The sequence below is a fragment of the Pseudomonas sp. GW821-FHT04D07 genome (assembly GCF_059420225.1).
The window spans coordinates 14,240-36,530 of the sequence record NZ_JBWKTH010000046.1; the positions used below are offsets into that span (position 1 = coordinate 14,240).

Annotated in this window: 20 protein-coding genes and 1 pseudogene; 10 read left to right on the top strand and 11 right to left on the bottom strand. The window is 62.6% G+C overall.

Going from position 1 to position 22,291, the window contains the following annotated elements; all coding sequences use genetic code 11:
* Nucleotides 1-116: 116 nt before the first annotated feature.
* Both AC07T0_RS30655 and trmA read left to right on the top strand, forming a co-directional pair.
* Nucleotides 117-1,412: an NCS2 family permease gene (locus AC07T0_RS30655; protein ID WP_495004701.1), complete on the top strand. Its 1,296-nt coding sequence runs from the start codon at nt 117-119 to the stop codon at nt 1,410-1,412.
* Complete coding sequence (gene trmA, locus AC07T0_RS30660; RefSeq protein ID WP_495004702.1) at nt 1,409-2,488, top strand: tRNA (uridine(54)-C5)-methyltransferase TrmA; 1,080 nt, start codon at nt 1,409-1,411, stop codon at nt 2,486-2,488. Before AC07T0_RS30655 ends, trmA begins: the two co-directional genes overlap by 4 nt.
* A 154-nt stretch (nt 2,489-2,642) precedes the next feature.
* On the opposite strand, the gene AC07T0_RS30665 is transcribed toward trmA, so the two are convergent.
* The 3 genes from AC07T0_RS30665 to AC07T0_RS30675 all read right to left on the bottom strand — a co-directional run bounded on the left by AC07T0_RS30665 (nt 2,643) and on the right by AC07T0_RS30675 (nt 5,677).
* The gene (locus AC07T0_RS30665; protein WP_495004703.1) at nt 2,643-3,482 is read right to left on the bottom strand and encodes an amidohydrolase family protein; all 840 of its coding nucleotides are present in this window, start codon (nt 3,480-3,482) and stop codon (nt 2,643-2,645) included.
* Between the two features lie 138 nt (nt 3,483-3,620).
* The gene (locus tag AC07T0_RS30670) at nt 3,621-4,904 is read right to left on the bottom strand and encodes an MFS transporter (RefSeq protein ID WP_495004704.1); all 1,284 of its coding nucleotides are present in this window, start codon (nt 4,902-4,904) and stop codon (nt 3,621-3,623) included.
* Nucleotides 4,905-4,945: 41 nt separating this feature from the next.
* Nucleotides 4,946-5,677, bottom strand: coding sequence for a GntR family transcriptional regulator (locus AC07T0_RS30675; protein WP_495004705.1), 732 nt, complete (start codon nt 5,675-5,677; stop codon nt 4,946-4,948).
* A 263-nt stretch (nt 5,678-5,940) separates the two neighbouring features.
* Here AC07T0_RS30675 and aroQ point away from each other — a divergent pair, with 263 nt between their 5' ends.
* Together aroQ and AC07T0_RS30685 are read left to right on the top strand one after the other, a co-directional pair.
* Nucleotides 5,941-6,381 (top strand): type II 3-dehydroquinate dehydratase, encoded by a 441-nt coding sequence (gene aroQ / locus AC07T0_RS30680; RefSeq protein WP_248799429.1) that lies wholly within the window; start codon nt 5,941-5,943, stop codon nt 6,379-6,381.
* 5 nt (nt 6,382-6,386) lie between these two features.
* Nucleotides 6,387-7,241 (top strand): shikimate dehydrogenase, encoded by an 855-nt coding sequence (locus AC07T0_RS30685; RefSeq protein ID WP_495004706.1) that lies wholly within the window; start codon nt 6,387-6,389, stop codon nt 7,239-7,241.
* A gap of 59 nt (nt 7,242-7,300) precedes the next feature.
* Here the strand turns inward: AC07T0_RS30685 and AC07T0_RS30690 are convergent, their stop codons facing one another.
* Both AC07T0_RS30690 and quiC read right to left on the bottom strand, forming a co-directional pair.
* Nucleotides 7,301-7,978, bottom strand: a complete 678-nt coding sequence (locus tag AC07T0_RS30690) for a TetR/AcrR family transcriptional regulator (protein ID WP_495004707.1) — start codon at nt 7,976-7,978, stop codon at nt 7,301-7,303.
* Between the two features lie 167 nt (nt 7,979-8,145).
* Nucleotides 8,146-10,056, bottom strand: coding sequence for a 3-dehydroshikimate dehydratase QuiC (quiC, locus tag AC07T0_RS30695; protein WP_495004708.1), 1,911 nt, complete (start codon nt 10,054-10,056; stop codon nt 8,146-8,148).
* A 467-nt stretch (nt 10,057-10,523) separates the two neighbouring features.
* On the opposite strand from quiC, the gene AC07T0_RS30700 reads away from it, so the two are divergent.
* From AC07T0_RS30700 to AC07T0_RS30710, 3 genes and pseudogenes are all read left to right on the top strand, one after another.
* Complete coding sequence (locus AC07T0_RS30700; RefSeq protein ID WP_495004719.1) at nt 10,524-11,780, top strand: MFS transporter; 1,257 nt, start codon at nt 10,524-10,526, stop codon at nt 11,778-11,780.
* 71 nt (nt 11,781-11,851) lie between these two features.
* Nucleotides 11,852-12,184, top strand: a pseudogene (locus tag AC07T0_RS30705) (neutral zinc metallopeptidase); the annotation flags it as partial.
* Nucleotides 12,185-13,174 (top strand): alpha/beta hydrolase, encoded by a 990-nt coding sequence (locus AC07T0_RS30710; protein ID WP_495004709.1) that lies wholly within the window; start codon nt 12,185-12,187, stop codon nt 13,172-13,174.
* Nucleotides 13,175-13,380: 206 nt separating this feature from the next.
* Here AC07T0_RS30710 and AC07T0_RS30715 read toward each other — a convergent pair whose 3' ends face one another.
* From AC07T0_RS30715 to AC07T0_RS30725, 3 genes are all read right to left on the bottom strand, one after another.
* Nucleotides 13,381-13,974: an HAD family hydrolase gene (locus tag AC07T0_RS30715; RefSeq protein ID WP_495004710.1), complete on the bottom strand. Its 594-nt coding sequence runs from the start codon at nt 13,972-13,974 to the stop codon at nt 13,381-13,383.
* Nucleotides 13,971-14,840 (bottom strand): acyl-CoA thioesterase II, encoded by an 870-nt coding sequence (gene tesB, locus AC07T0_RS30720; RefSeq protein WP_495004711.1) that lies wholly within the window; start codon nt 14,838-14,840, stop codon nt 13,971-13,973. The genes AC07T0_RS30715 and tesB overlap by 4 nt, the downstream gene beginning before the upstream one ends.
* A 147-nt stretch (nt 14,841-14,987) precedes the next feature.
* Entirely contained in the window at nt 14,988-15,557 is a 570-nt protein-coding gene (locus AC07T0_RS30725) for a GNAT family N-acetyltransferase (protein ID WP_495004712.1), read from the bottom strand.
* A gap of 93 nt (nt 15,558-15,650) precedes the next feature.
* Here AC07T0_RS30725 and AC07T0_RS30730 point away from each other — a divergent pair, with 93 nt between their 5' ends.
* Nucleotides 15,651-16,571: a histone deacetylase family protein gene (locus AC07T0_RS30730; protein WP_495004713.1), complete on the top strand. Its 921-nt coding sequence runs from the start codon at nt 15,651-15,653 to the stop codon at nt 16,569-16,571.
* A gap of 359 nt (nt 16,572-16,930) precedes the next feature.
* Entirely contained in the window at nt 16,931-18,169 is a 1,239-nt protein-coding gene (locus AC07T0_RS30735) for a TIGR03862 family flavoprotein (RefSeq protein ID WP_495004714.1), read from the top strand.
* 89 nt (nt 18,170-18,258) lie between these two features.
* Here AC07T0_RS30735 and rhlE1 read toward each other — a convergent pair whose 3' ends face one another.
* Nucleotides 18,259-19,593 (bottom strand): RNA helicase RhlE1, encoded by a 1,335-nt coding sequence (gene rhlE1 / locus AC07T0_RS30740; RefSeq protein ID WP_495004715.1) that lies wholly within the window; start codon nt 19,591-19,593, stop codon nt 18,259-18,261.
* A 58-nt stretch (nt 19,594-19,651) separates the two neighbouring features.
* Nucleotides 19,652-20,542 carry a drug/metabolite exporter YedA gene (gene yedA, locus AC07T0_RS30745; protein WP_495004716.1) on the bottom strand — a complete coding sequence of 297 codons (891 nt, stop codon included), beginning with the start codon at nt 20,540-20,542 and terminating at the stop codon, nt 19,652-19,654.
* A 161-nt stretch (nt 20,543-20,703) separates the two neighbouring features.
* Between yedA and AC07T0_RS30750 the strand changes: the two genes are divergently transcribed.
* Nucleotides 20,704-21,165 carry an Lrp/AsnC family transcriptional regulator gene (locus AC07T0_RS30750; RefSeq protein WP_495004717.1) on the top strand — a complete coding sequence of 154 codons (462 nt, stop codon included), beginning with the start codon at nt 20,704-20,706 and terminating at the stop codon, nt 21,163-21,165.
* A 159-nt stretch (nt 21,166-21,324) separates the two neighbouring features.
* Here the strand turns inward: AC07T0_RS30750 and AC07T0_RS30755 are convergent, their stop codons facing one another.
* Entirely contained in the window at nt 21,325-21,822 is a 498-nt protein-coding gene (locus tag AC07T0_RS30755) for a BRO-N domain-containing protein (RefSeq protein ID WP_495004718.1), read from the bottom strand.
* Between the last annotated feature and the right edge of the window lie 469 nt (nt 21,823-22,291).

The following is a 22,291-nucleotide window of genomic DNA, read 5'->3' on the forward strand; positions in this document are numbered from 1 at the left end:
GGTATGATGCGCGGCTTTTTTCCACAGACAGAAGCACATCAGGCCGCTAGAGTCTGTGCTTGGCTGTTTGCGGATCGATTCATTCACGGCGCCGAGTGCGCCACGGGGGAGCAGAGATGCTGGAAAGGCTGTTTCAACTCAAGGCACACAACACCAATGTGCGCACCGAGATACTCGCGGGCGTTACCACCTTCCTGGCCATGGCCTACATCCTGTTCGTCAACCCGAGCATCCTCGGCGAAACGGGCATGGACAAGGGCGCGGTGTTTGTCGCCACTTGCCTGGCCGCGGCCATCGGCTCGACGGTCATGGGCCTGATCGCCAACTACCCGATCGCTCTCGCGCCGGGCATGGGCCTGAACGCCTTCTTCACCTATACCGTGGTCCTGCACATGGGCCACACCTGGCAAGTCGCGCTGGGGGCGGTGTTCATCTCGGCGGTGTGCTTCTTCCTGCTGTCGATCTTCCGTATCCGCGAATGGATCATCAACAGCATCCCGCTGCCGCTGCGCTCGGCGATTGCCGCCGGTATCGGCCTGTTCCTGGCGCTGATCGCCCTGCACAACGCCGGTATCGTGGTGAGCAACCCGGCGACCATGGTCGGCCTCGGTGACCTCAAGCAACCGGCGCCGATCCTCGCCACCCTGGGCTTTGCCGCCATCGTCGCGCTGGATGCGCTGAAAGTCCGTGGCGCGGTGCTGATCGGCATCCTCGGCGTGACCATTGTCTCGATCCTGATGGGCTTCAGCCCCTTCGGCGGCGTCATCTCGGCACCGCCGTCGCTGGCCCCGACCTTCCTGCAACTGGACATCAAAGGCGCGCTGAACATCGGCCTGGTCAGCGTGATCTTCGCCTTCCTGTTCGTCGACCTGTTCGACAACTCCGGCACCCTGATCGGCGTCGCCAAGCGCGCCGGGCTGATGGGCAAGGACGGCCATATGCCGAAAATGGGCCGGGCACTGATCGCCGACAGCACCGCGGCCATGGCCGGCTCGCTGCTGGGCACCTCGACCACCACCAGCTACATCGAGTCGGCGGCGGGCGTCAGTGCCGGCGGGCGGACCGGCCTGACCGCCGTGGTGGTGGCGGTGCTGTTCCTGCTGGCGCTGTTCTTCGCCCCGCTGGCCGGTAGCGTCCCGGCGTTCGCCACCGCACCGGCACTGCTGTTCGTCGCCGTGCTGATGACCTCGGGCCTGGCGGAAATCAACTGGGATGACATCACCGAAGCCGCACCGGTGGTGGTCACCGCCCTGGCCATGCCCTTCACCTATTCCATCGCCAATGGCATCGCGTTCGGCTTCATTGCCTGGACCGCGATCAAGCTGCTGTCCGGTCGCGGTCGCGAACTGAACCCGGCGCTGGTGATTCTGTCGATTCTGTTCGTGATCAAGCTGGGCTGGTTCAACGCATGACTTTCGATTCCAACACTTACACCGCTCAGCTCGAAGACAAGGTCGCGCGCTTGCGCGACCTGCTGGCGCCATTCGATGCACCCGAGCCACGGGTGTTCGACTCGCCGCTGCAGCACTTTCGCCTGCGGGCGGAGTTCCGCCTGTGGCGCGAAGCCGGTGAGCGCCACTACGCGATGTTTTCCCAGGACGACAAACGTACCCCGATCCTGATCGAAGACTTCCCCATCGCCAGCCTGCGCATCAATGCGTTGATGCCCAAGCTCAAGGCCGCCTGGCAAGCCAGCGCGCCCCTGAGCCACAAGCTGTTCCAGGTGGAGTTCCTGACCACCCTGGCGGGCGACGCGATGATCACCCTGTGCTATCACCGCCCGCTGGACGAGCACTGGCAGACCGCCGCCGAGCAGTTGGCCGCCGACCTTGGCGTCAGCATCATTGGCCGTTCCAAAGGCAAGCGCGTGGTGATCGGCCACGACTACGTGGTGGAGAAGTTCGAGATTGCCGGGCGCACCTTCAGCTATCGACAACCGGAGGGTGCCTTTACCCAGCCCAACGGCACGGTGAACCAGAAGATGCTCAACTGGGCCTATGAAGCCCTGGGTGAGCGTTCCGACGATCTGCTGGAGTTGTATTGCGGCAACGGCAACTTCACCCTGCCGCTGGCGACCCGGGTGCGCAAGGTGCTGGCCACCGAGATCAGCAAGACCTCGGTGAGTGCGGCCTTGAGCAACCTCGACGAGAACGGCGTGGACAGCGTGACCCTGGTGCGCCTGTCCGCCGAGGAACTGACCGAGGCGCTGAACGAGGTGCGGCCGTTCCGGCGCCTGCACGGCATCGACCTGAAAAGCTATGAATTCGGCAGCGTGTTCGTCGACCCACCGCGTGCCGGCATGGACCCGGACACCTGCGAACTGACCCGACGCTTCGACAATATCCTGTACATCTCCTGCAACCCGGAGACCCTGGCGGCGAATATCGCGCAACTGCACGATAGCCACCGTATCGAACGCTGCGCGCTGTTCGATCAATTCCCCTGGACCCATCATATGGAATCCGGGGTATTGCTGACCCGTCGCTGAGGCCGTCAGGGATATCGACACCGCCACATCACCTGTAGGAGCCGGCTTGCTGGCGATGCGATCTGCTGAGCAACATCGCCGTTGCCGGGAGAATCGCTATCGCCAGCAAGCCGGCGCCTACAGATCGGGTTCCAACCCAAAGATATCGTCCTGTTCAGTCCCTCACAAACCCGAACAACTCCGCCGCCGTGTTGCACAGCAGATGCTGACGCAGTGGCGCGGCGCAGGCCAAACGGCGCAGGCAATCGAGTTCCGAGTCGAAACTCACCTCGTGCTCATGCTGGGTATGCGGCCAATCGCTGCCCCACAGCAAACGGTCCGGCCCCAGGGCTTGCAACATCAGCGACAAGGCCTTTTCCGCGAAATGCAGGTTTTCCATCGGCGTCCCGCCCAGCCGGTAGATGCCCGAGACCTTGATCCACAACCGCCCGCTCTGACCCAGCTCAAGCAGACGGGCAAAAGCCGCTTGCCCGGCCCCAAGCCGTGCATCGGGACGGCCGAAATGATCGACCACCACCTTGCACCCCAACGCCAGTAGCGGCTTGACCAAGGCCGGCAGATCCTCCAGTTGGCGATGCACTTCGACATGCCAGTCGAGGCGCCGCAAATGCTCGAAAAACACCTGCCAAGATACTTCGGCAAAGTCCGGCAACGGCTGCCCCATCAGGTTCAAGCGCACGCCCGCCACACCGAGCGCGGCCATCCGCGCCAACTCGTTGAAGGCAATATCGCGCTCGACCACCACCACGCCCCGCAATCGCTCGGGCGCCTGCTGCAACGCCGCCAGCAAGTAACGGTTGTCGCTGCCGAGAAAACTCGGTTGCACCAGCACCCCGTGGCTCAGGTCGTTTTCCCGCAAGCGTTCCAGATAGGTGGCCAGGGTTGCATCGTAGTCCGGCGCATAACGGCGCACGGTGGCAAGTCCCAGGCCACGCTGGAAAACATGGGCATGGGCATCGATGCCGTGAATCGGCAATGGGCAAGTCTCGGACATGGAACTCATCTATGGAAAGGTTGAATACAACCCCTGTAGGCGCCAGCTTGCTGGCGATAGCGATTTTCCAGGCGACGGCGATGTCGCTCATCAGATCGCATCGCCAGCAAGCTGGCGCCTACAGGGGTTTTGCCGTTCTCAGGATAACTGGCTGACATTGACGCCCTTGGCCGGCACAGTCTCCGTCGCGACCGCCTGCAAATTACGCCCTTTGGTCTCCGGCAAGGCCAACGCCGCCAGCACCGCCACGCCGTAGGCGATCCCCGCATCGATGCCGATGGCCGAGCCGAGGGACATCGACTCGCTCATATGCCCGACCATGAACGGAAACACCGCCGACAACACACGTCCGAAGTTGTAGCAAAAGCCCACGCCGGCACCGCGCACATCCGCCGGATACAGTTCATTGAAGAACGAACCCAGGCTGGCCGGGATCCCGGCGGCAAAGAAACCCAGGGGAAAGCCGAGGAACAGCATCTGCGTGTTGCTCAGCGGCAGGAACAGATAACACTGCACCGTGACCACGCAGCAGAAGGCGAAAAGGATGATGTTCTTGCGCCGGCCGATGCGGTCCAGCAGCAGGCCGCTGACGATACAGCCGAACCAGAACGCGACGATAATCACCGCCAGGTAACCGCCGGAACTCAATACCGAGAGGTTGCGTTCGGTCTTGAGGAAGGTCGGCAGCCAGGTCATCACCGCGTGGTAGCCGCCGTGCGCGCCCAGGCCAAGGATGCCGCCGAGCAGCGTCACCCGCAGCAACTCGGGACGAAAGATCGCCGCCATCGAGGCCAACAGGCCGCGGCCCGCGGCCTTGGCCTGACGTTGCGTGCCATCAGGCTCGACCACGCTGCGCCGCACATAGATCACCAGCAGCGCCGGCAACAAGCCCACCAGGAACATCACGCGCCAGGCCATGGCCTCGGGCACGAAGGTATAGATCAGCGTGAACACCCCGACCGCCACGCCCCAGCCGATTGCCCAGGCGCTCTGTACCGCGCCCATGACCTTGCCGCGGAACCGGGCCTGGATGGTCTCGGCCATCAGCACCGCGCCCGCCGCCCACTCGCCGCCGATGCCGAAGCCTTGCAGCGCCTTGACCACCAGCAACTGCTGGAAGCCGCTGACAAAGGCCGAGAGGAAGGTGAACAGCGAGAACCAGAGAATCATCCATTGCAGCGTGCGGACCCGGCCATAGCGGTCGGACAGCGTGCCACCGAGCCAGCCACCAATGGCCGAGGTCACCAGGGTCACCCCGCTGACCAGCCCGGCATCGCCCTTGCTCAGGGCGAAGGCGGCGATCAGGGCCGGGATCGCCAGGCCAAACATTTGCACTTCCAGTGCGTCCAGGGACCAGCCGCCAAAGCAGGCCCAGAATGTCTTGCGCTCCCTCGAAGTGATGTCGCGATACCAACTGAACATGATTTCTTATCCTTATAGGTAAACGGGAAAGCGCCCCGGGCTCAGCGAATCTCGACGCTGTAGCGGAAGTGGCTGGCATGACCACGGGAACGCCGCCATTCCAGCGGCTGGCCGGCGTAGTCGCGGGCCAGCCGCTCGATCACCACCACCGGGCTGTTGGCCTCGATCTGCAACAGCCGCGCATGCACCTCACCCACGGATTCAGCGGTGAGGGTTTCCTCGGCACAGGCAACGACCTGACCACACAGCTCCTCGTAGATCGGATAGAGCAGCGGCCCCTGGCGGCCCAGGTCGGCGCTCAGCAAGGCCTGGAACGGCGCCTTGGGCAGCCAGATTTCCTCGGCCAGCACTGGCGTGCCTTCCAGCAGTCGCAGACGGACCAGGCGAATCACCTCGGCCTCGGGCGGCAGCCCCAGGGCCTGGCTGACCGCCGAGGGCGCGGGCAGGACGTCGATATTGAGGATTCGGCTCTCGGGTACCTGGCGTTCACCGGCCAGGGTCTGGAAGCGGAAAAAGCGGAACAGCGAAGACTGGAACTGCGGACGGCGGATAAAGGTGCCGCGGCCTTGATGGCGCTCGAGGACGCGCTCTTCCACCAGTTTGTCGATGGCCTTGCGCACCGTGCCGATGGACAGCTGGTACTCGCCGGCCAGCACCGCTTCGGTGGGAATCGCCTCGCCCGGACGCCAGCGGTTGTTGGCTATTTGCCGAGCCAGTTCGTCGCGCAGACGTTGATAAAGGGGCAGGCGTTCATCGCTGGAAAGGGCATTCATTTTTGTAGTTATCCAGTCATCTATATGAATTTTTGCCGAGTATTCGCCTGGAATGGAAACGCGTCAAGCACTCAGCCGATCACTGGTTGAACCCCGGCGCTGAAAGATCTCCCGGGGACTGTTCGCTGATCGAACACTAAACAGCACGGTTTCTTCCTGGCGTGCTCTGTTCATTTGACTTGGATTAACCAGTTAGTACATTTTACCCTCGCAGACCTGATCAGCTTGCGGTCCAAGCCAAAAACAACAACGGAGATTTCCTGATGCCCCCTATCGTCCTGGTGCTCAACGGCCCGAACCTGAACCTGCTCGGCGTGCGCGAGCCAGCGACCTACGGCCACGAAACCCTGGCGGATCTTTCCGCCCTGTGCGGTCGCGCGGCCACTGAGCTGGGCCTGACCGTGGAATTTCGCCAGACCAACCATGAAGGTGAACTGCTCGACTGGATTCACGCGGCCCGTGGCCGTTGCGCCGGGATCGTCATCAATCCCGCCGCTTGGACCCACACCTCGGTGGCGATCCGCGATGCGTTGGTGGCCAGTGAGTTGCCGGTGATCGAAGTGCACCTGTCCAACGTCCACGCCCGCGAGCTGTTTCGCCATCACTCATTCGTATCGTCCATCGCCACCGGGGTGATGTGCGGGTTCGGCAGCCACGGCTATCGCCTGGCACTGGACTATTTCAGCCAGAAATTGAAGGGATAAACGTAATGTCGCAAAACAACAGCAAAAGCGTATTGGCGGGGCTGATCGGTGCCGGCATCCAGGCTTCGCGCACGCCGGCCCTGCATGAACGCGAGGGCGATGCCCAGGGGCTGCGCTACCTGTATCGGCTGATCGACCTGGACCCGTTGCAGCTGGACAGCAATGCCCTGCCCGAGCTGTTGCTGGCCGCCGAACGCATGGCCTTCACCGGCTTGAACATCACCTTTCCCTGCAAGCAGGCGATTATTCCGTTGCTCGATGAACTGTCCCCGGAGGCTAGGGGGATTGGCGCGGTAAACACGGTGGTGTTCATGGACGGCAAACGGGTGGGTCACAACACCGACTGCCTGGGGTTTGCCGAAGGCTTTCGCCGGGGGCTCAAGGGCGTCGCGCTGGAGCGCGTGGTGCAGATGGGCGCCGGCGGCGCGGGTGCGGCAGTGGCCCATGCGCTGCTCGGCGAAGGTGTACGGCAACTGACAATTTTTGATGTGGACAGCCGCCGCGCACAGAGCCTGGCGGATAACCTCAACCAACATTTTGCCGGCTGCCGGGCCAGGGCCGGGAGCGACTTGCCCGCGGCCATGGCGCAGGCCGATGGCCTGGTCAACACCACGCCGATGGGCATGGCCAAGCTGCCCGGCATGCCAGTACCACGGGAGCTGCTGCACGCCGAACTATGGGTCGCGGAGATCGTCTATTTCCCGCTGGAAACCGAACTGCTGCGCAACGCCCGGGCCCTGGGTTGCCGCACGCTGGACGGCGGAACCATGGCGGTGTTCCAGGCGGTCAAGGCCTTTGAGCTGTTCAGCGGGGTAACGGCGGATTCGCAGCGGATGCTGGAACACTTTCACAGTCTGTAAGACTCACCTGGCTGGGCCCTTGTGCAAAACCAGGCTCAGCCAGATCAGGACTTGGGTATTCAGGCCTGCAAATACCTCAATACCGATTCACAAATCATCTCCCGATGCCGCGCCTTGATCTGCTCGTCCGAGAAGTCGAGCTGGAAGATCTCGCCAATGGTGTGGCGGTTCGAGACCCGATGGAAACAGAACGAACTTATCAGTATGTGGACGTCCAGCGGCTCCAGGCCACTGCGGAACAGCCCCTGCCGCACACCACGCTGGAGGATCTCGCCCAGGGCGGTCAGGATAGTGACGTTCAACGAGCGAATCGCCTTCGATTGCTTGACGTACTCACCCTTGTGGATATTTTCGATGCTGACGATCCGGACGAAATCGACGTTGCGGTCGTGGTGATCGAAGGTAAATTCCACCATCCGCCGAATCGCCTCCCGCGGTTCGAGCGCTGTCAGATTCAGACGGCTTTCGGTGCTGCGAATATCGCCGTAGAGCTTCTCCAGCACCTCGACGTACAGCCGCTCCTTGCTCCCGAAGTAGTAATAGATCATCCGTTTCGAGGTGTGGGTCCGCTCGGCAATCGCATCGACCCGCGCGCCGGAGAGTCCTTGCTGGACGAACTCGACAATCGCTTCCTGGAGGATGTTTTCGCGGGTCTTCTCGGGATTGTTCTTGCGACTCTTGCGCGGCACGACGGGCGGCGCGTCGGTCGTGGCGGTAAGTTCTGAAGTCATCGTCATTATGGGCTCGCGGCCTTCTCAGCAGATGCTGGTGATTATGAGCACAATCTCTTGTAGGAGCGAGCTTGCTCGCGATGAACGCAAGCACACCGCGTTTTTCCAGTTACCCAGCGTTATCGTTGGCCTCCATCGCGAGCAAGCTCGCTCCTACAGGGGAGGCCGCCAGGTCAAAGCCGGGCGTGACGCACCCCACCACTGCGGGACTTGGCCATCGCCGCCAGGCGCACCGCGACGTTCGCCGCGCCATACCCGGCATAACCGTTACGCCGTTGCAGTATCTCGAAGAAGAAGCGCCCCTCGAACGGCTCGGTATACACGTGAAACAGCTCGCCACCCTGGGCGTCGCGGTCATAGAGCACGTTGTAGTAGGCCAGCTCGCTGAGGAACTCATCGTCGAAATCGAAGCGCGCCGCCAGATCGTCATAGTAGTTGAGCGGGATATCCAGCAACGGCACACCCGCCTCTTTCGCCCGACTGACCTCGGCGAAAATATCGTCACAGTCAAAGGCAATATGATGCACGCCGGAGCCGCGATAGCTCGACAGCGCATGGGAGATCGCCGTGTTGCGGTTCTCGGAAATATTCAGCGGCAGGCGAATCGAACTGCAGCGGCTGCGTAGCGCCCGGCTTTTTACCAGGCCGTAAGGGTCGGGCAGCACCACTTCATCGTCGGCTTCGAAATCCAGCAGGCTCTTGTAGAACAGCACCCAGCTGTCGAGGCTGTCGGCGGGCAGCGCCATCGCCATGTGGTCGATGCGCTTGAGGCCGGCGCGCGAAGGCGTGACGGGCAACAGGTGGAAATCGTTGGCATAGAGTTTCTGGCCGGTAGCGTCCTGGTCCACCAGGTAGATCAGGCTGCCATCCGGTGCCCGCACCGCCGCCAGTTCCAGTTCATTGGGACCAACCAGGCCACGATAGGGTTGCCCCTTGTAGGCCACGGCCCGGGCCAAAGCGCTGGCGCTGTCGTTGACCCGGATCGCCGTGGCGCACAAGGACGGACCATGCGCCTCGAAGAAGCTGTGGGCGAAGGAATAGGGTTCGGAGTTGAGGATCAGATTGATATCGCCCTGACGCAGAAGACTGACGCTTTTCGAACGGTGCTGCCCGGCCTTGGCAAAGCCCAGGCGTTCCAGCCAATGGCTCAGCTTGGCGCCCAGGCTTTCATCCACGGCGAACTCGAGAAACTCGATGCCATCGTTTTCACTGACCGCTGGCGCAGAGAACAGCACGTCCAGATTGACCGGCGGTTCGCCCTCCTGCGCCAGGCGCTCGCGGGTTTTCTCTTCCAGGTACAGCAACGAACGCAAGCCATCGGCGGCATTCGCCCGCGGCGGCGCGGCGCGGAAACCGTCGTTGAAGATTTCCAGGGACAGCGGCCCGGTGTAGCCACTCTTGATGATCGGCGCGAGAAAGCCCGGCAGGTCGAATTCACCCTGCCCCGGGAAGCAGCGGAAATGCCGGCTCCATTCCAGCACGTCCATGGCCAGGATCGGCGCGTCGGCCATTTGCACGAAGAAGATCTTGTCGCCCGGAATCTGCGCGATGGCGCTCGGATCGCCCTTGAGCGACAGGGTATGGAAGCTGTCGAGCAACACCCCGAGGCTCGGATGATCGGCCTTGCGGACGATCTCCCAAACCTGTTGGTAGGTATTGACGTGCCGGCCCCAGGCCAGGGCTTCATAACCGATACGCAGACCACGGGCGCCAGCGCGCTCGGCCAGCAGGTGCAAGTCATCGACCAGGATCTGCTGGTCGCCAACGCTGTCGGCCGACGCATTGCTGCACACCAGCACCAGGTCGGTGCCCAGTTCCTGCATCAGGTCGAACTTGCGCTCCGCGCGCTCCAGGTTGCGCGGCAAGCGCTCGCGGCGGCAGCCTTCGAAGTCGCGAAAAGGTTGGAACAGGGTGATGGCGATGCCCAGGTCGGCACACATCTGGCGGATTTCCCGCGGGCTGCCATCGTAATACAGCAGATCGTTTTCGAAGATCTCCACACCGTCGAACCCGGCGGCGGCAATGGCTTCGAGTTTTTCCGGCAAGGTGCCGCTCAGGGAAACGGTGGCAATGGAACGCTGCATATAACGACTCCCGACGGTGGGCATTTTTTATTGTGGCGACGACCTAAAGCCAGACACCGCTGTTGCAGGAGCCGGCTTGCCGGCGATAGCGGCCGATCAGGCGATGCAAGGCTTACCGGCCTCATCGCCGGCAATCGAGCGTCGACCGGCCACTCCTACAAGGGACTTCATCCAGCCGGCCTCAAGAGGTGAGCGAATTATTGATGCAGGGGAACCCGGACTTCAATCGAAGTGTACGAACTAGTTAGTTTTGTGTGCGATTATCGACCACAATAGCCCACGGCGAATTGACGGTTTTTCGCCCACTGCGCACCATCGTCCCGGCCAAGGCAATGCTTCAAACGCTGCAGAAACACACCCAGACAATTCCAAAAAACGGGTAATCGCTCATGCTCTCGACTTCACAAAGCTCCCCTGTCACCCAGGGCAGCACCCGCGGCGGTATCGCCGACAAGATTCGTGGCGCCATGGCTGTCGGCACCACCCGCTGGGGCATGCTGGCCCTGGTGTTTTTCGCCACCACCCTGAATTACATCGATCGCGCCGCCCTGGGTGTCATGCAACCCATCCTGGCCAAGGAAATGAGCTGGACGGCGATGGACTACGCCAACATCAACTTCTGGTTCCAGGTCGGTTACGCCGTCGGTTTCGTCCTGCAGGGACGCTTGATCGACAAGATCGGCGTGAAGCGGGTGTTTTTCTTCTCCGTGTTGCTCTGGAGCCTGGCGACCGGCGCCCATGGCCTGGCCACCTCGGCGCTGGGATTCATGGTCTGCCGGTTGATTCTTGGCTTGACCGAAGCCGCCAACTACCCGGCCTGTGTGAAAACCACCCGCCTGTGGTTCCCCGCCGGTGAGCGGGCCGTGGCCACCGGCATCTTCAATGCCGGGACCAACGTCGGCGCGATGTTCACGCCCATGCTGCTGCCATTGATCCTGCAGGTCTGGGGCTGGCAGGCGGCGTTCCTGTGCATGTCGGCGCTGGGCGGTATCTGGCTGGTGTGCTGGGGCCTGAAATACTTCGACCCGCAAGCGCATCCTTCGGTGAAGTCGTCGGAACTGGCGTATATCCAGCAGGAAGTCGAACCGGCCCAACCCGCCGTACCCTTCTCACGGATCCTGCGCATGCGCGGCACCTGGGCCTTCGCCCTGGCCTACTCGCTCACCGCCCCGGTGTTCTGGTTCTACCTGTACTGGCTGCCGCCGTTCCTCAACCAGCAATACAACCTGGGTATCAGCGTGACGCAGATGGGCATCCCGCTGATCATCATCTACCTGACCGCCGACTTCGGCAGTGTCGGCGGCGGCATCCTCTCCTCGTTCCTGATCGGCCGTGGGATCAACCCGATCCGCGCCCGCTTGCTGTCGATGCTGCTGTTCGCCTGCTGCATCGTCGGGGTAGTGATGGCGGCCGGTGCCAGCCACCTGTGGGTCGCCGTGGCCGCGATCTCCCTGGCCATCGGCGCGCACCAGGCCTGGACCGCGAACATCTGGAGCCTGGTGATGGACTACACCCCCAAGCACATGATGAGCACGGTGTTCGGTTTCGGCGGCATGTGCGCGGCCATCGGTGGCATGTTCATGACCCAACTGGTGGGCTACATCCTGACCGTCACGAACAACAACTACGCGGTGTTGTTCACGCTGATCCCGGCGATGTACTTCATTGCCCTGCTCTGGCTGTACTTCATGGCCCCGCGCAAGATCCCCAACCTCGCCGACTGACCCGCCCTCCGCCGAGGCCCGATTCCGGGCCTCTTCCGGTTGATCGAGCAGGCCGCCGCCACGCCCGACACGCCAAGATGCAGGCGGCCCGCCAGCAAGGGCAAAAAATGGAAGGCGACGGCGGCTTGCTGGTCCGCCAGGAGCTACAAGCCGATTGCCTGGCCGGGGTCTGGGCCTATCACGCGCAGCAACGTTTGAAATGGCTGGAACCCGGCGACATCGAAGCCGCCTTGAACACTGCCAACGCAATCGGTGATGATCGCCTTCAGCAGCAGGGCCAGGGACGTGTGGTGCCAGACTCTTTCACCCACGGCACCTCTGCGCAGCGGGTGCACTGGTTCAAGGCCGGCTTCGCCCAAGGGCAACTCAACCAATGCGATAACTTCGTCGCCAAGAGTCTGTGAATGAAAAAAATAGTCTGTCGGTCATTGTTGCTGGGGATGTGCGCTATCGGCGGGCAAGCCCAGGCCGCCGAACATGGGGTCAAGGAGGTCAGCCCCAATCATTTGAAACTCTCGGCCGGCGAGTTGAGCGTCGGGCTCAATCGCGACTGGCAAGGGCCGATGCCGGATGTAGAGCGGGTGTTGATCATCGTGCACGGGCGGCTGCGTAATGCCATGACCTACCTGCAAAGCGCGGAGACCGCCGCGGCCCAGGCGGGCCAGCAGCGCAACACCCTGATCATCGCGCCGCAGTTCCTCAATGAAAGTGATGTGCGGCGCAATCACCTGCCAGGCAACCTGCTGCGCTGGCAGGGCGATGACTGGATGGCCGGTTCGGAATCGACCGGGCCTTCGGCGATGAGTTCCTATGCGGCCCTGGATGAAGTCCTCGCGCGCCTGGGCAATCGGAAGAAGTTTCCGGCCCTGCGTGAAGTGGTCGTCGCCGGGCACTCCGGCGGTGGTCAGGTGGTGCAGCGCTATGCGCTGGTGGGGCATGGCGATACGCAGTTGGCCGGGAGCGGCATCAAGCTGCGTTATGTGATCGCCAACCCATCGTCCTATGCCTATTTCAACGCCCAGCGGCCGGTGGCGGGGTTCAATCCGTCGAGCTGCCCGGGGTTCAATGACTGGAAGTATGGCCTGCAGAACCTGCCGGACTACGCCAAGGGGCAATCACCGGCGCAGTTGGAGCAGGCTTATGTGCAGCGCGATATCACCTACCTGCTGGGGCAACAGGACACCGACCCGAACCATCCGGCCCTGGACAAGAGCTGCGGGGCGGAGGCCCAGGGGGCGTATCGGTTGATTCGCGGGCATAACTATTTTGCCTACCTGCAACAGCGTCATCCGCAAGGGTTCACGCAAACGCTGGTCGAGGTGCCCGGGGTCGGGCATAACGGCGATGGGATGCTGACTTCACCGCAGGGGCAGAAGGCGTTGTTTCAGCGCTGACGGTTTTCAGTGTGGGCAATGAGAGCAGCGTTGCCCGCACTGGCCTCTTCGCGGGCAAGCTCCGCTCCCACAGGTTTTGCGTACTGCTCAAAACGTGTGGGAGCGGCGCTTGTCGGGTCGCCGCACCGCCGCGAAGGCACGTTGAACTCATGATTTGTGTACGACACACCCCCTTGTGGGAGCGGAGCTTGCCCGCGAATAGGCCCTCAAGCCGAAAGCATCTGCCGAAGCGCCACACAATCCTCGGCATGCCAATCCGTCAGCTCCGGCCACGGGTTGTCCGGCAGGTTGACCAATATGGTCCGAGCCCCCGCCGCCCGCCCGCAATCCAGGTCGAAGCGATAATCACCGACCATCACCATCTCGCTCGGCGCCACGTTCCAGGCTTCGGCCAGCTTCAGCAAACCACCCGGATGCGGCTTGGGCGGTGCTTCATCACGGCCCAGCACATCGGCCTCGGCGAAACAGTCCGCCAAGCCAATCGCCTCCAGTGTCACATGGGCCAGCTCGCGGGCATTGCGCGTCAGGATACCCAGGCGATATCCACGCCCGGCCAACTCACGCACCAGCTCAACCGCCCCCACCGCCGGTTTCGAACCCAGCGCCAGGTCCCGTTCATGCTCCAGCAACCAGGCATGCTTGGCCGTGGCCTCAGCGGCCGGCAACGCCGCCAGATGCGTGAGGATGTCGTGTTCCGGCGGAATCGACAGGGCCACGCGAATCGCCGCGAAATCGTGCACGGCCACGGTCAGGGTACCGTCCATGTCGAACACCCAATGCCGTACCTCAGCCAGACTCATGCCCAATCCTTGCGATGACGGATCAAACCTTCCTGGGTCACCGACGCCACCAGCACACCGGCACGGTTATACACGCTGCCCCGGGAGAACCCGCGGGAGTTACCGGCCCACGGGCTGTCCATGGCATAGAGCAACCAGTCATCCGCGCGCAGATCGGCATGGAACCACAGCGAATGGTCAAGACTGGCGACCTGCATATCCTTCTGCCACACCGACTTGCCATGGGGCAGCAACGAGGTGGTCAGCAGACCGAAGTCCGAGGCGTAGGCCAGCAGGTATTTATGCAGCGCCGGCAAGTCGGCCAGTGCCCCGTCGGCGCGGAACCAGACGTACTTGACCGGGTCCGCCGGCTGCGGGTTGTAAGGGTCCTTCTCGGTGACCGGGCGGACTTCGATAGGCTTGGGGCACAGGAGTTTTTCACGCATGTGCTCGGGGATCAGGTGGGCGCGCTGCTGGGTGAGCTCCAGCTCCGTGGCCAGGTTCTCCGGCCCTACCACCTGCGGCATCTGGCTCTGGTGCTCGAAGCCTTCCTCGTCGTACTGGAACGAGGCGCTGCAGGTGAAGATCGGCTGGCCCTTCTGGATCGCCGTGACACGCCGCGTGCTGAAGCTGCCACCGTCGCGCACCCGGTCGACCGAGTAGACCACCGGCAGGCCGGCATCGCCCGGGCGCAGGAAATAACCGTGCATCGAATGCACATGCCGCGCTTCCTCGACCGTCTGGCTGGCCGCCGACAACGACTGGCCCAGCACCTGGCCGCCGAACAACTGGCGAAAGCCCAGGTCCTGGCTGCGGCCGCGAAACAGGTTTTCTTCAATCGGTTCCAGGGTCAGCAAGTCGACCAGGTCTTCCAGCACTTGGCTCATTCAAACGCTCCTCACACAGGGCAATACTGTTCACTTAACGACGAGATCAAGCCATCCGCGCTTGTGTGGCCAGCAGGCTGACCACAGGCCTTGAATGATACAGCCTTTGACGCCCCCGGCGGTGCGGCGGATCGGCCAACCCCGGGGTTATCCTTGCAAGGTGCGCAGCCATTGCGCGTGGCTGATGCGATAGAGCACGTGACGCCGCAACGGATGATCGTCGGCCAGATTCGGATGATCGAAGCCGGACAGTGGATCGTCATGCATGCCGATGGCCTGCATGACCTTCTGCGAGGCCGTGTTGCTCTCGCTGGTAAAAGCGACGATCTCGTCCAGGGACAGCCGCTCGAAGCCACAACGCAACGCGGTCCAGGCCGCCTCGCTGGCATAGCCCAGGCCCCAGTGTTCGCTGGACAGACGCCAGGCTATTTCCACCGCCGGGGTGAAGCTGGCCTCGAAATTCACCTGCATCAGCCCGGTCAGGCCGATAAAAGCCCCGCTGTCCTTGCGTTCCAGCGCCCAGAGGCCAAAGTCGTATTCGGCGAAATGCCCGCGAATCCGCCCGATCAGCGCGGCACTTTGCAGACGGTTGAGGACCGTCGGAAAATAGCGCATCACCTGAGGATCGGCACACATCCGGGCAAACTCCGGCAAGTCCTCGTCGCGCCACTGGCGCAACAGCAAGCGTGCACTCTCAAGTCGCAGTATCGGCCCCATCAACTCTCCCTCCGGATTCTTTCAACGCTGACGTCCTGCTCGTCAGTGTATCGCGCTGATAAGATCCTTCACTCCTTCCTACATGAATTCGCCATGCCGCTGCCTTTGATCTACCACGATGATTACAGTCCGGACTTTCCCGCGGACCATCGCTTTCCCATGGACAAATTCCGCCTGCTGCGCGATCACCTGGTGGACAGTGGCCTGACCCGGGACGCTGATCTGCTGCGCCCGCAGATCTGCCCTGTGGATATCCTCGCCCTGGCCCACGACCGTGGCTATATCGAGCGCTATATGGCTGGCGAACTGTCCCGTGAAGACCAGCGCCGCCTTGGCCTGCCCTGGAACGAGGCCCTGGCGCGGCGCACCGTGCGCGCGGTGGGCGGCTCGCTGCTGGCCGCCGAACAGGCGCTGGAACAGGGCCTGGCCTGTCACCTGGCGGGTGGCACGCACCATGCCCACTACGATCACCCGGCGGGCTTCTGCATTTTCAATGACTTGGCCATCATCAGCCGCTACCTGCTGGAAAGCGGCCGCGTGGGACGGGTGCTGATCTTCGACTGCGATGTGCACCAGGGCGACGGCACGGCGCGCATCCTCGAAGACACCCCGGACGCCATCACGGTTTCCCTGCACTGCGAGAAAAACTTCCCGGCGCGCAAGGCCCACAGCGATTGGGACATCCCCTTGCCGATGGGCATGGGTGACGCCGACTACCTCAAGGTGGTGGATGACGCCCTGAACTACTTGCTGCCGCTCTACCAGCCGGACCTGGTGCTGTACGACGCCGGCGTGGATGTGCACAAGGACGATGCCCTGGGTTACCTGAAACTGACCGATGAAGGCGTCGCCGCCCGCGATGAAAGTGTCCTGCGCCATTGCCTGGGCCGGGATATCCCGGTGGTCGGGGTGATTGGCGGCGGCTACAGCAAGGACCGTCGGGCCCTGGCCCGACGCCACGGGATCCTGCACCACAGCGCGCAAAAGGTCTGGATATCATCAGGTTGTCATTGAAGCCTGGGCTTACCCACAATGGCTGTGGAACCGCCTGTGGATAACCTGAGTGAAATGCGCTACAGGCCTTATGGGGAAAGGGCTGCGGAAGACTGTATGTTTTTCGTACAGCCGCTCTGAAGCCCGAGCCCACAGGAAGAATGCAATCCCTTGTAGGAGCCAGCTTGCTGGCGATGGCGCCCTTGAAATCGATGCAACACTCTAGGGCCTCATCGCCAGCAAGCTGGCTCCTACACGAGTCCGCGTCAAACACAGGATCGGGGGGACAACAGCAAGTCAGCCCCAAGGGTCCGCGTACACCACATGATCGGTGGAAAAACGTAGAATGCCCGGCTCGTTCAGCCAATTCGCCGCCCGCCATGACCCAGCCAGCCCCCACCCCCGTCCCCCACGTCGCCATTATCGGTGGCGGCCCTGCCGGTCTGATGGCCGCGGAGGTGCTGAGCCAGGCGGGTATCCAGGTCGATCTCTACGACGGCATGCCTTCGGTGGGGCGCAAGTTCCTGCTGGCCGGCGTCGGCGGCATGAACATCAGCCATTCAGAAGCCTACCCGGCGTTTCTCTCCCGCTATGCCGAACGTGGGCCATACATCGCCCCGCTGCTCCGTACCTTTGGCGCCGATGAACTGTGCGAGTGGATTCACGGCCTGGGGATAACTACTTTCGTCGGCAGTTCCGGCCGGGTTTTCCCCAGCGACATGAAAGCCGCCCCGCTGCTGCGCGCCTGGCTCAAGCGCCTGCGCGAAGCCGGGGTAGTTATCCACACCCGCCATCGCTGGCAGGGCTGGCGTGACGGCAGCCTGGTTATCCACAGCCCTGACGGCGAAAAAACCCTGCGGCCCGACGCCACGCTCCTGGCCCTGGGCGGCGGCAGTTGGGCGCGACTGGGCTCCGACGGCGCCTGGCTGCCGCTGTTTGAGCAACAAGGCGTGACGGTCGCGCCCTTGCAACCGAGCAACTGCGGCTTTGATGTCATGGCCTGGAGCGAGGTCCTGCGCGGCAAGTTCGCCGGTGCCCCACTGAAGAACGTCGCCATCGCCCTGCCCCATGGCACGCCGCGCCTGGGCGAATGCGTGATCACCGCCAGCGGCATCGAGGGCAGCCTGATCTACGCGCTGTCCGCGCCGATTCGCGAGCAGATCAACCAGGACGGCTGCGCGACCATCGAGATCGACCTGCTGCCCGGAAAGTCTTTGGACAAGGTCCAGGCCGCGCTGGCCAAACCGCGCGGCTCACGCTCGATGGCCAAGCACCTGCACAGCCAGTTGGGGCTCGACGGAATCAAGGCGGCGCTGCTACGGGAGCTGACCAATGCCGAGACCTTTGCCGACCCGACGCGCCTGGCCAATGCCATCAAGGCGTTGCCGCTGACGCTGGTCAAGGCGCGTCCGCTGGACGAGGCCATCAGCAGCGCGGGCGGTGTACCGTTCGAGGCAATGGACGAGCGACTGATGCTCAAGGCACTGCCCGGCGTGTTCTGTGCCGGCGAAATGCTTGATTGGGAAGCACCGACCGGCGGCTACCTGCTCACCGCCTGCTTTGCCAGCGGGCGGGTGGCGGGACAAGGGATGCTGGAGTGGTTGCGGCAGCGGGCCTGAGATTTGCCGGCGATGGCGGACTTGAAATCGATGCAAAACTCAAGGGCCTCATCGCCGGCAAGCCAGCTCCCACAATAGTTGTGCTGGTCTTACGGCTTGCGCTTGCGCGGCCCGGTATTGAACACAGGCACCTTGCGCACCGGCTTGATCGACTGCACCACATCTTCCGGCTTCTCGCCGCTGTCGACCCACTTGCCCAGGTTGCGCTTGCCACCGGCGGCCTTCGGTTTTTTCGGCTTCTTCGGTTTCTTGATCACACTGCCCGAGGCATCGGTGTCCGGCACCCGGTGATCCGGCTCGAAACCGGCTTCGTCCTGACGCTTGAGCGTCTGACGGGTCAGGGTCTCAATGGCCGACAGCAGATTCACCTCATCGGCGCAGACCAGGGAAATCGCCTCACCGGTGGCGCCGGCACGGCCGGTACGACCGATCCGGTGAATGTAGTCCTCGGCCACGATCGGCAGGTCGAAGTTGACCACCAACGGCAAGTCCTCAATATCCAGGCCACGGGCCGCCACATCGGTGGCCACGAGGATCTGGATCTCGCTCGCTTTGAAGCGGTCCAGTGCACGCTGGCGGGTGGCCTGGGGCTTGTCACCGTGGATACCGTCGGCATTGATGCCCAGGCCCTGGAGTTTTTCTACCAACTGGTCGACGCCATTGCGGGTCTTGGCGAACACCAGGACCTGCTTCCAGTGCTGCTTGCGCATCAGGTGCACGAACAGCTCCGGCTTGCGCTTCTTGTCCACCGTCACCAGCCACTGCTTGACGGTATTGGCCGCAACGTTGCGCGGGCTGACTTCAATGCTCAGCGGATCGTTGAGCATCTGCCCGGCCAGCAGGCGGATCGCATCGGAGAAGGTCGCGGAGAACAGCAGGGTCTGGCGCTTTTTCGGCAAGGCCTTGTAGATATTGCCCAGCTCTTCCTGGAAACCGAGATCGAGCATGCGGTCGGCTTCGTCGAGCACCAGGGTCTGCAACTGGTTGAACTTGAGGGCGTTCTGACGGTACAGATCGAGCAAGCGGCCCGGGGTCGCCACCAACAGGTCGACACCCTTGCGCAGCTTCATCATCTGCGGATTGATGCTGACGCCACCGTACACCGCGTAGGTGCTCAGCGGCAGGTGCTCGGCGTACTGGCGCACACTTTCATGCACCTGCTCGGCCAATTCGCGGGTTGGTACCAGGATCAGTGAGCGCACCGAGTTGGCGGTAACCTTTGGCCCTTCCAGGGTCAGCAACTGCAGCAGCGGCAAGGCGAAACCGGCAGTCTTGCCAGTGCCGGTCTGGGCCGCGGCCATCAGGTCGCGGCCGGCCAATACGGCGGGAATGGCCTGGGTCTGGATCGGTGTGGGGGTCTGGTAACCCAGAGTATCCAGGGCCCGCGTCAGGGGTTCGATCAGGCCGAGTGTGGCGAATGTCATGGAAGTACCGTCGGGAAAAGTGTCAGCGCCGTGAAGCAATGCGCGGCAGTTTACCCTGTCAGGCCTCTTTCGGCTTGCGCCACTGCGGTAAACCGATCAACACCACGGCGCTGATGATCACGCCCATGGCCATGCACTCCTGCCAACCGATGTGCTCGCCGGCGAACAAGATGCCCAACAACACCGCCACAGCCGGGTTGACGTAGGCATAACTGGTGGCCGCCGCCGGGCGCACATGCTTCAACAGGTACATATAGGCGTTGAAGGCGATGATCGAGCCGAAGACGGTCAAATAGGCCATGGCAATCCAGCCGTCGGTGGTGGGCATCTGGGTCAGGCGTTCGCCGCGGACAAAGCTGGCCAGCAGCAGCACCACGCCACCCACCAGCATTTCCGCGGCGCTGGCCATGCCGCCCTGAGGCAACGGCAGGTGCTTGCTCCACACCGAACCGAAGGCCCAGGTCGCCGCGGCCAACAGCAGCAGGCCGGCCCCCAGCGGGCTGGCTTGCAGGTTGGAGCCCATGTTCAGCAGGGCGATACCGATCAGCCCGAGCACAATCCCGGCCCATTCGAGACCGGTATTACGGTTGCCCCAGAAAAACCCGCAGAGCAAGGTAAACAGCGGCACCGTCGCCACCGTCAACGCGGCAACGCCCGAGGCCACGCCCATGTGTTCGGCGAGGGTCACCGCGCCATTGCCGAAACTGAGCAGCAGCACACCGATGGCCGCCGCCGCTTTCCATTGCTGCCAGGTCGGTGCCGGCACCCCGCGAAAGCGCTGATAGGCATACAGCAGAGTGCCCGCGATCACAAAGCGGATGCCGCCCATCATTAACGGCGGCCAGGATTCCACGCCGATACGAATGGCCAGGTAGGTCGAGCCCCAGATGAAATACAACGCAAAAAAGGCACCGATCAGCGGTAACGGAAAACGGCGAGGGGCAGGCATGGGGGGCAGATCCAGGCGGGACAAGGGAGGCTTATTCTAGGAAGGCGCCCGGCAAATAATAAGTTACAAAACCGTGTTATAAGGCCAGTACACTTTGCAAAGCATGGATATTCCGGGTTTCGACCGCTGTTTCGAAAGCCCGCGTCATAGAGAGCCTGTGGATGGATAAATACGACCGTTTGATCCTCGGTGAGCTGCTGGACAATGGCCGCGCCTCGTTCGCCGAACTGGCGCGCAAGGTCAACCTGTCCGCGCCGGCCGTGGCGGAGCGGGTGGCGAAGCTGGAAAGCAGCGGGGTCATCACCGGCTATCAGGCCAAGGTGGACCTGGCGAAGATCGGTTTGCCGATCCAGTGCGTGATCGAGTTGCGGCTCAACCAGCATGGCAAGCAGCAGCCTTACGACGATCTGGCGCAGATTCCGCAGATTACCGAATGCCATCGGGTGACCGGGGATCCCTGTGTGATTCTGCAGGCGGCGGTGGGGAGCATGGCGGAGCTGGAGCAGTTGATCAATCGGATTGCCCAGTTCGGCTTCAGCAAGACCTCGATTGTGTTGTCGAGCGCGATTGAGCGGCGGGTGCCGTTGGGGCATTTGGACATGAATGGGAAAGCGAAGGGCTGATAAACCGGGGGCGGCGTTCTGCCTGATAGTCCGTGTTTACCGGTTTTGGGGGCGCTTCGCACCCCATCGCGAGCAAGCCTGCTTCTACAGTACGGTGCCGAACACACAGGCTGTGCACGACACAAATCCTGTAGGAGCAAGCTTGCTCGCGATAGCTCTCTACCAGACGCTGCCACACCCACTGACCGGCACCACCTGCGGCATATCACGCAGCCGAATCCACGGTTCTTTCCGCCAGTGCAGCAGACTCAGCGCCCCACCCTCCCACTCCAGAATCCCAAGGCACGGCGCCTGGGTCAACGCCGGCTGCGGCTGACCGCGCAACATCGGCAGCACCTGATGCGTCAGCCATTGGCGCAGATGGCGATTCTCCGGCAGGTAGTGATAGACCAGCATCGCGTAGACACCGGATTCGCTGAGCATCAGGTGATCTTCAGATCGGCCGTTACCCTTGAGTTTCAATACCCGCCGTTGATCCGGGTCGAGCTTGATGGCTTTGCGTTCATGCCATTCGATCCCCATCAGATGCCCGATATCACGGGCACAGAACCAGGCCTCGTCATGCAGGAGCAAGGCGCGGAGTTTGAGGTGGTGGCGGGTGAAGATTTGCGCTTCGAAGCTGATGTCAGCTTGTATTTCGGGAATGGAATTTTCCATTGTGGATTACTCTTGGCTGTCTGAAAAAAGCTGCCAATCGTCTTCCTACGGACTTGGGTGGCAGCCGTACGCGGGGTAGGAACCGAGTCTTCAGACAACCCCGGCCACGCAGAAGCGTGCCCGCGCACGGCCACCGCGGCTGATTATCCGGGCATAAAAAAAGCACCGCAATCAGAAGGTGGACGCAAAGCGTCTGAAGAGATCAGCAAGGGTTCCTACGCCCTGTCACCGATTTGGCGATGACAGGAGAAAGGCTAACGTCACTGCCCCGCTCGGGAAAGACAGCACAGGTCGCCACCCGCAGTACGACATTTCCTAAAAAACACACGACAAAAGACCTATTCAGGAGCAATGCCAGTCAGTCAAGGAAACTTGTAACGGAGCGCGGTCTTGGGGGGGGGGGGGGGGGGGGGGGGGGGGGGGGGGGGGGGGGGGGGGGGGGGGGGGGAGGGGGGGGGGGGGGGGGGGG

Bases quoted from the DNA above. Each gene is read 5' to 3' on its own strand.
- AC07T0_RS30715 (WP_495004710.1), bottom strand. From the start codon at position 13,974: ATGAGTCTGGCTGAGGTACGGCATTGGGTGTTCGACATGGACGGTACC.
- AC07T0_RS30725 (WP_495004712.1), bottom strand. From the start codon at position 15,557: ATGGGGCCGATACTGCGACTTGAGAGTGCACGCTTGCTGTTGCGCCAG.
- AC07T0_RS30710 (WP_495004709.1), top strand. From the start codon at position 12,185: ATGAAAAAAATAGTCTGTCGGTCATTGTTGCTGGGGATGTGCGCTATC.
- aroQ (WP_248799429.1), top strand. From the start codon at position 5,941: ATGCCCCCTATCGTCCTGGTGCTCAACGGCCCGAACCTGAACCTGCTC.
- yedA (WP_495004716.1), bottom strand. From the start codon at position 20,542: ATGCCTGCCCCTCGCCGTTTTCCGTTACCGCTGATCGGTGCCTTTTTT.
- AC07T0_RS30750 (WP_495004717.1), top strand. From the start codon at position 20,704: ATGGATAAATACGACCGTTTGATCCTCGGTGAGCTGCTGGACAATGGC.
- AC07T0_RS30665 (WP_495004703.1), bottom strand. From the start codon at position 3,482: ATGTCCGAGACTTGCCCATTGCCGATTCACGGCATCGATGCCCATGCC.
- AC07T0_RS30670 (WP_495004704.1), bottom strand. From the start codon at position 4,904: ATGTTCAGTTGGTATCGCGACATCACTTCGAGGGAGCGCAAGACATTC.
- quiC (WP_495004708.1), bottom strand. From the start codon at position 10,056: ATGCAGCGTTCCATTGCCACCGTTTCCCTGAGCGGCACCTTGCCGGAA.
- AC07T0_RS30690 (WP_495004707.1), bottom strand. From the start codon at position 7,978: ATGACGATGACTTCAGAACTTACCGCCACGACCGACGCGCCGCCCGTC.
- AC07T0_RS30700 (WP_495004719.1), top strand. From the start codon at position 10,524: ATGGCTGTCGGCACCACCCGCTGGGGCATGCTGGCCCTGGTGTTTTTC.
- AC07T0_RS30730 (WP_495004713.1), top strand. From the start codon at position 15,651: ATGCCGCTGCCTTTGATCTACCACGATGATTACAGTCCGGACTTTCCC.
- AC07T0_RS30655 (WP_495004701.1), top strand. From the start codon at position 117: ATGCTGGAAAGGCTGTTTCAACTCAAGGCACACAACACCAATGTGCGC.
- AC07T0_RS30755 (WP_495004718.1), bottom strand. From the start codon at position 21,822: ATGGAAAATTCCATTCCCGAAATACAAGCTGACATCAGCTTCGAAGCG.
- AC07T0_RS30675 (WP_495004705.1), bottom strand. From the start codon at position 5,677: ATGAATGCCCTTTCCAGCGATGAACGCCTGCCCCTTTATCAACGTCTG.
- trmA (WP_495004702.1), top strand. From the start codon at position 1,409: ATGACTTTCGATTCCAACACTTACACCGCTCAGCTCGAAGACAAGGTC.
- tesB (WP_495004711.1), bottom strand. From the start codon at position 14,840: ATGAGCCAAGTGCTGGAAGACCTGGTCGACTTGCTGACCCTGGAACCG.
- AC07T0_RS30735 (WP_495004714.1), top strand. From the start codon at position 16,931: ATGACCCAGCCAGCCCCCACCCCCGTCCCCCACGTCGCCATTATCGGT.
- AC07T0_RS30685 (WP_495004706.1), top strand. From the start codon at position 6,387: ATGTCGCAAAACAACAGCAAAAGCGTATTGGCGGGGCTGATCGGTGCC.
- rhlE1 (WP_495004715.1), bottom strand. From the start codon at position 19,593: ATGACATTCGCCACACTCGGCCTGATCGAACCCCTGACGCGGGCCCTG.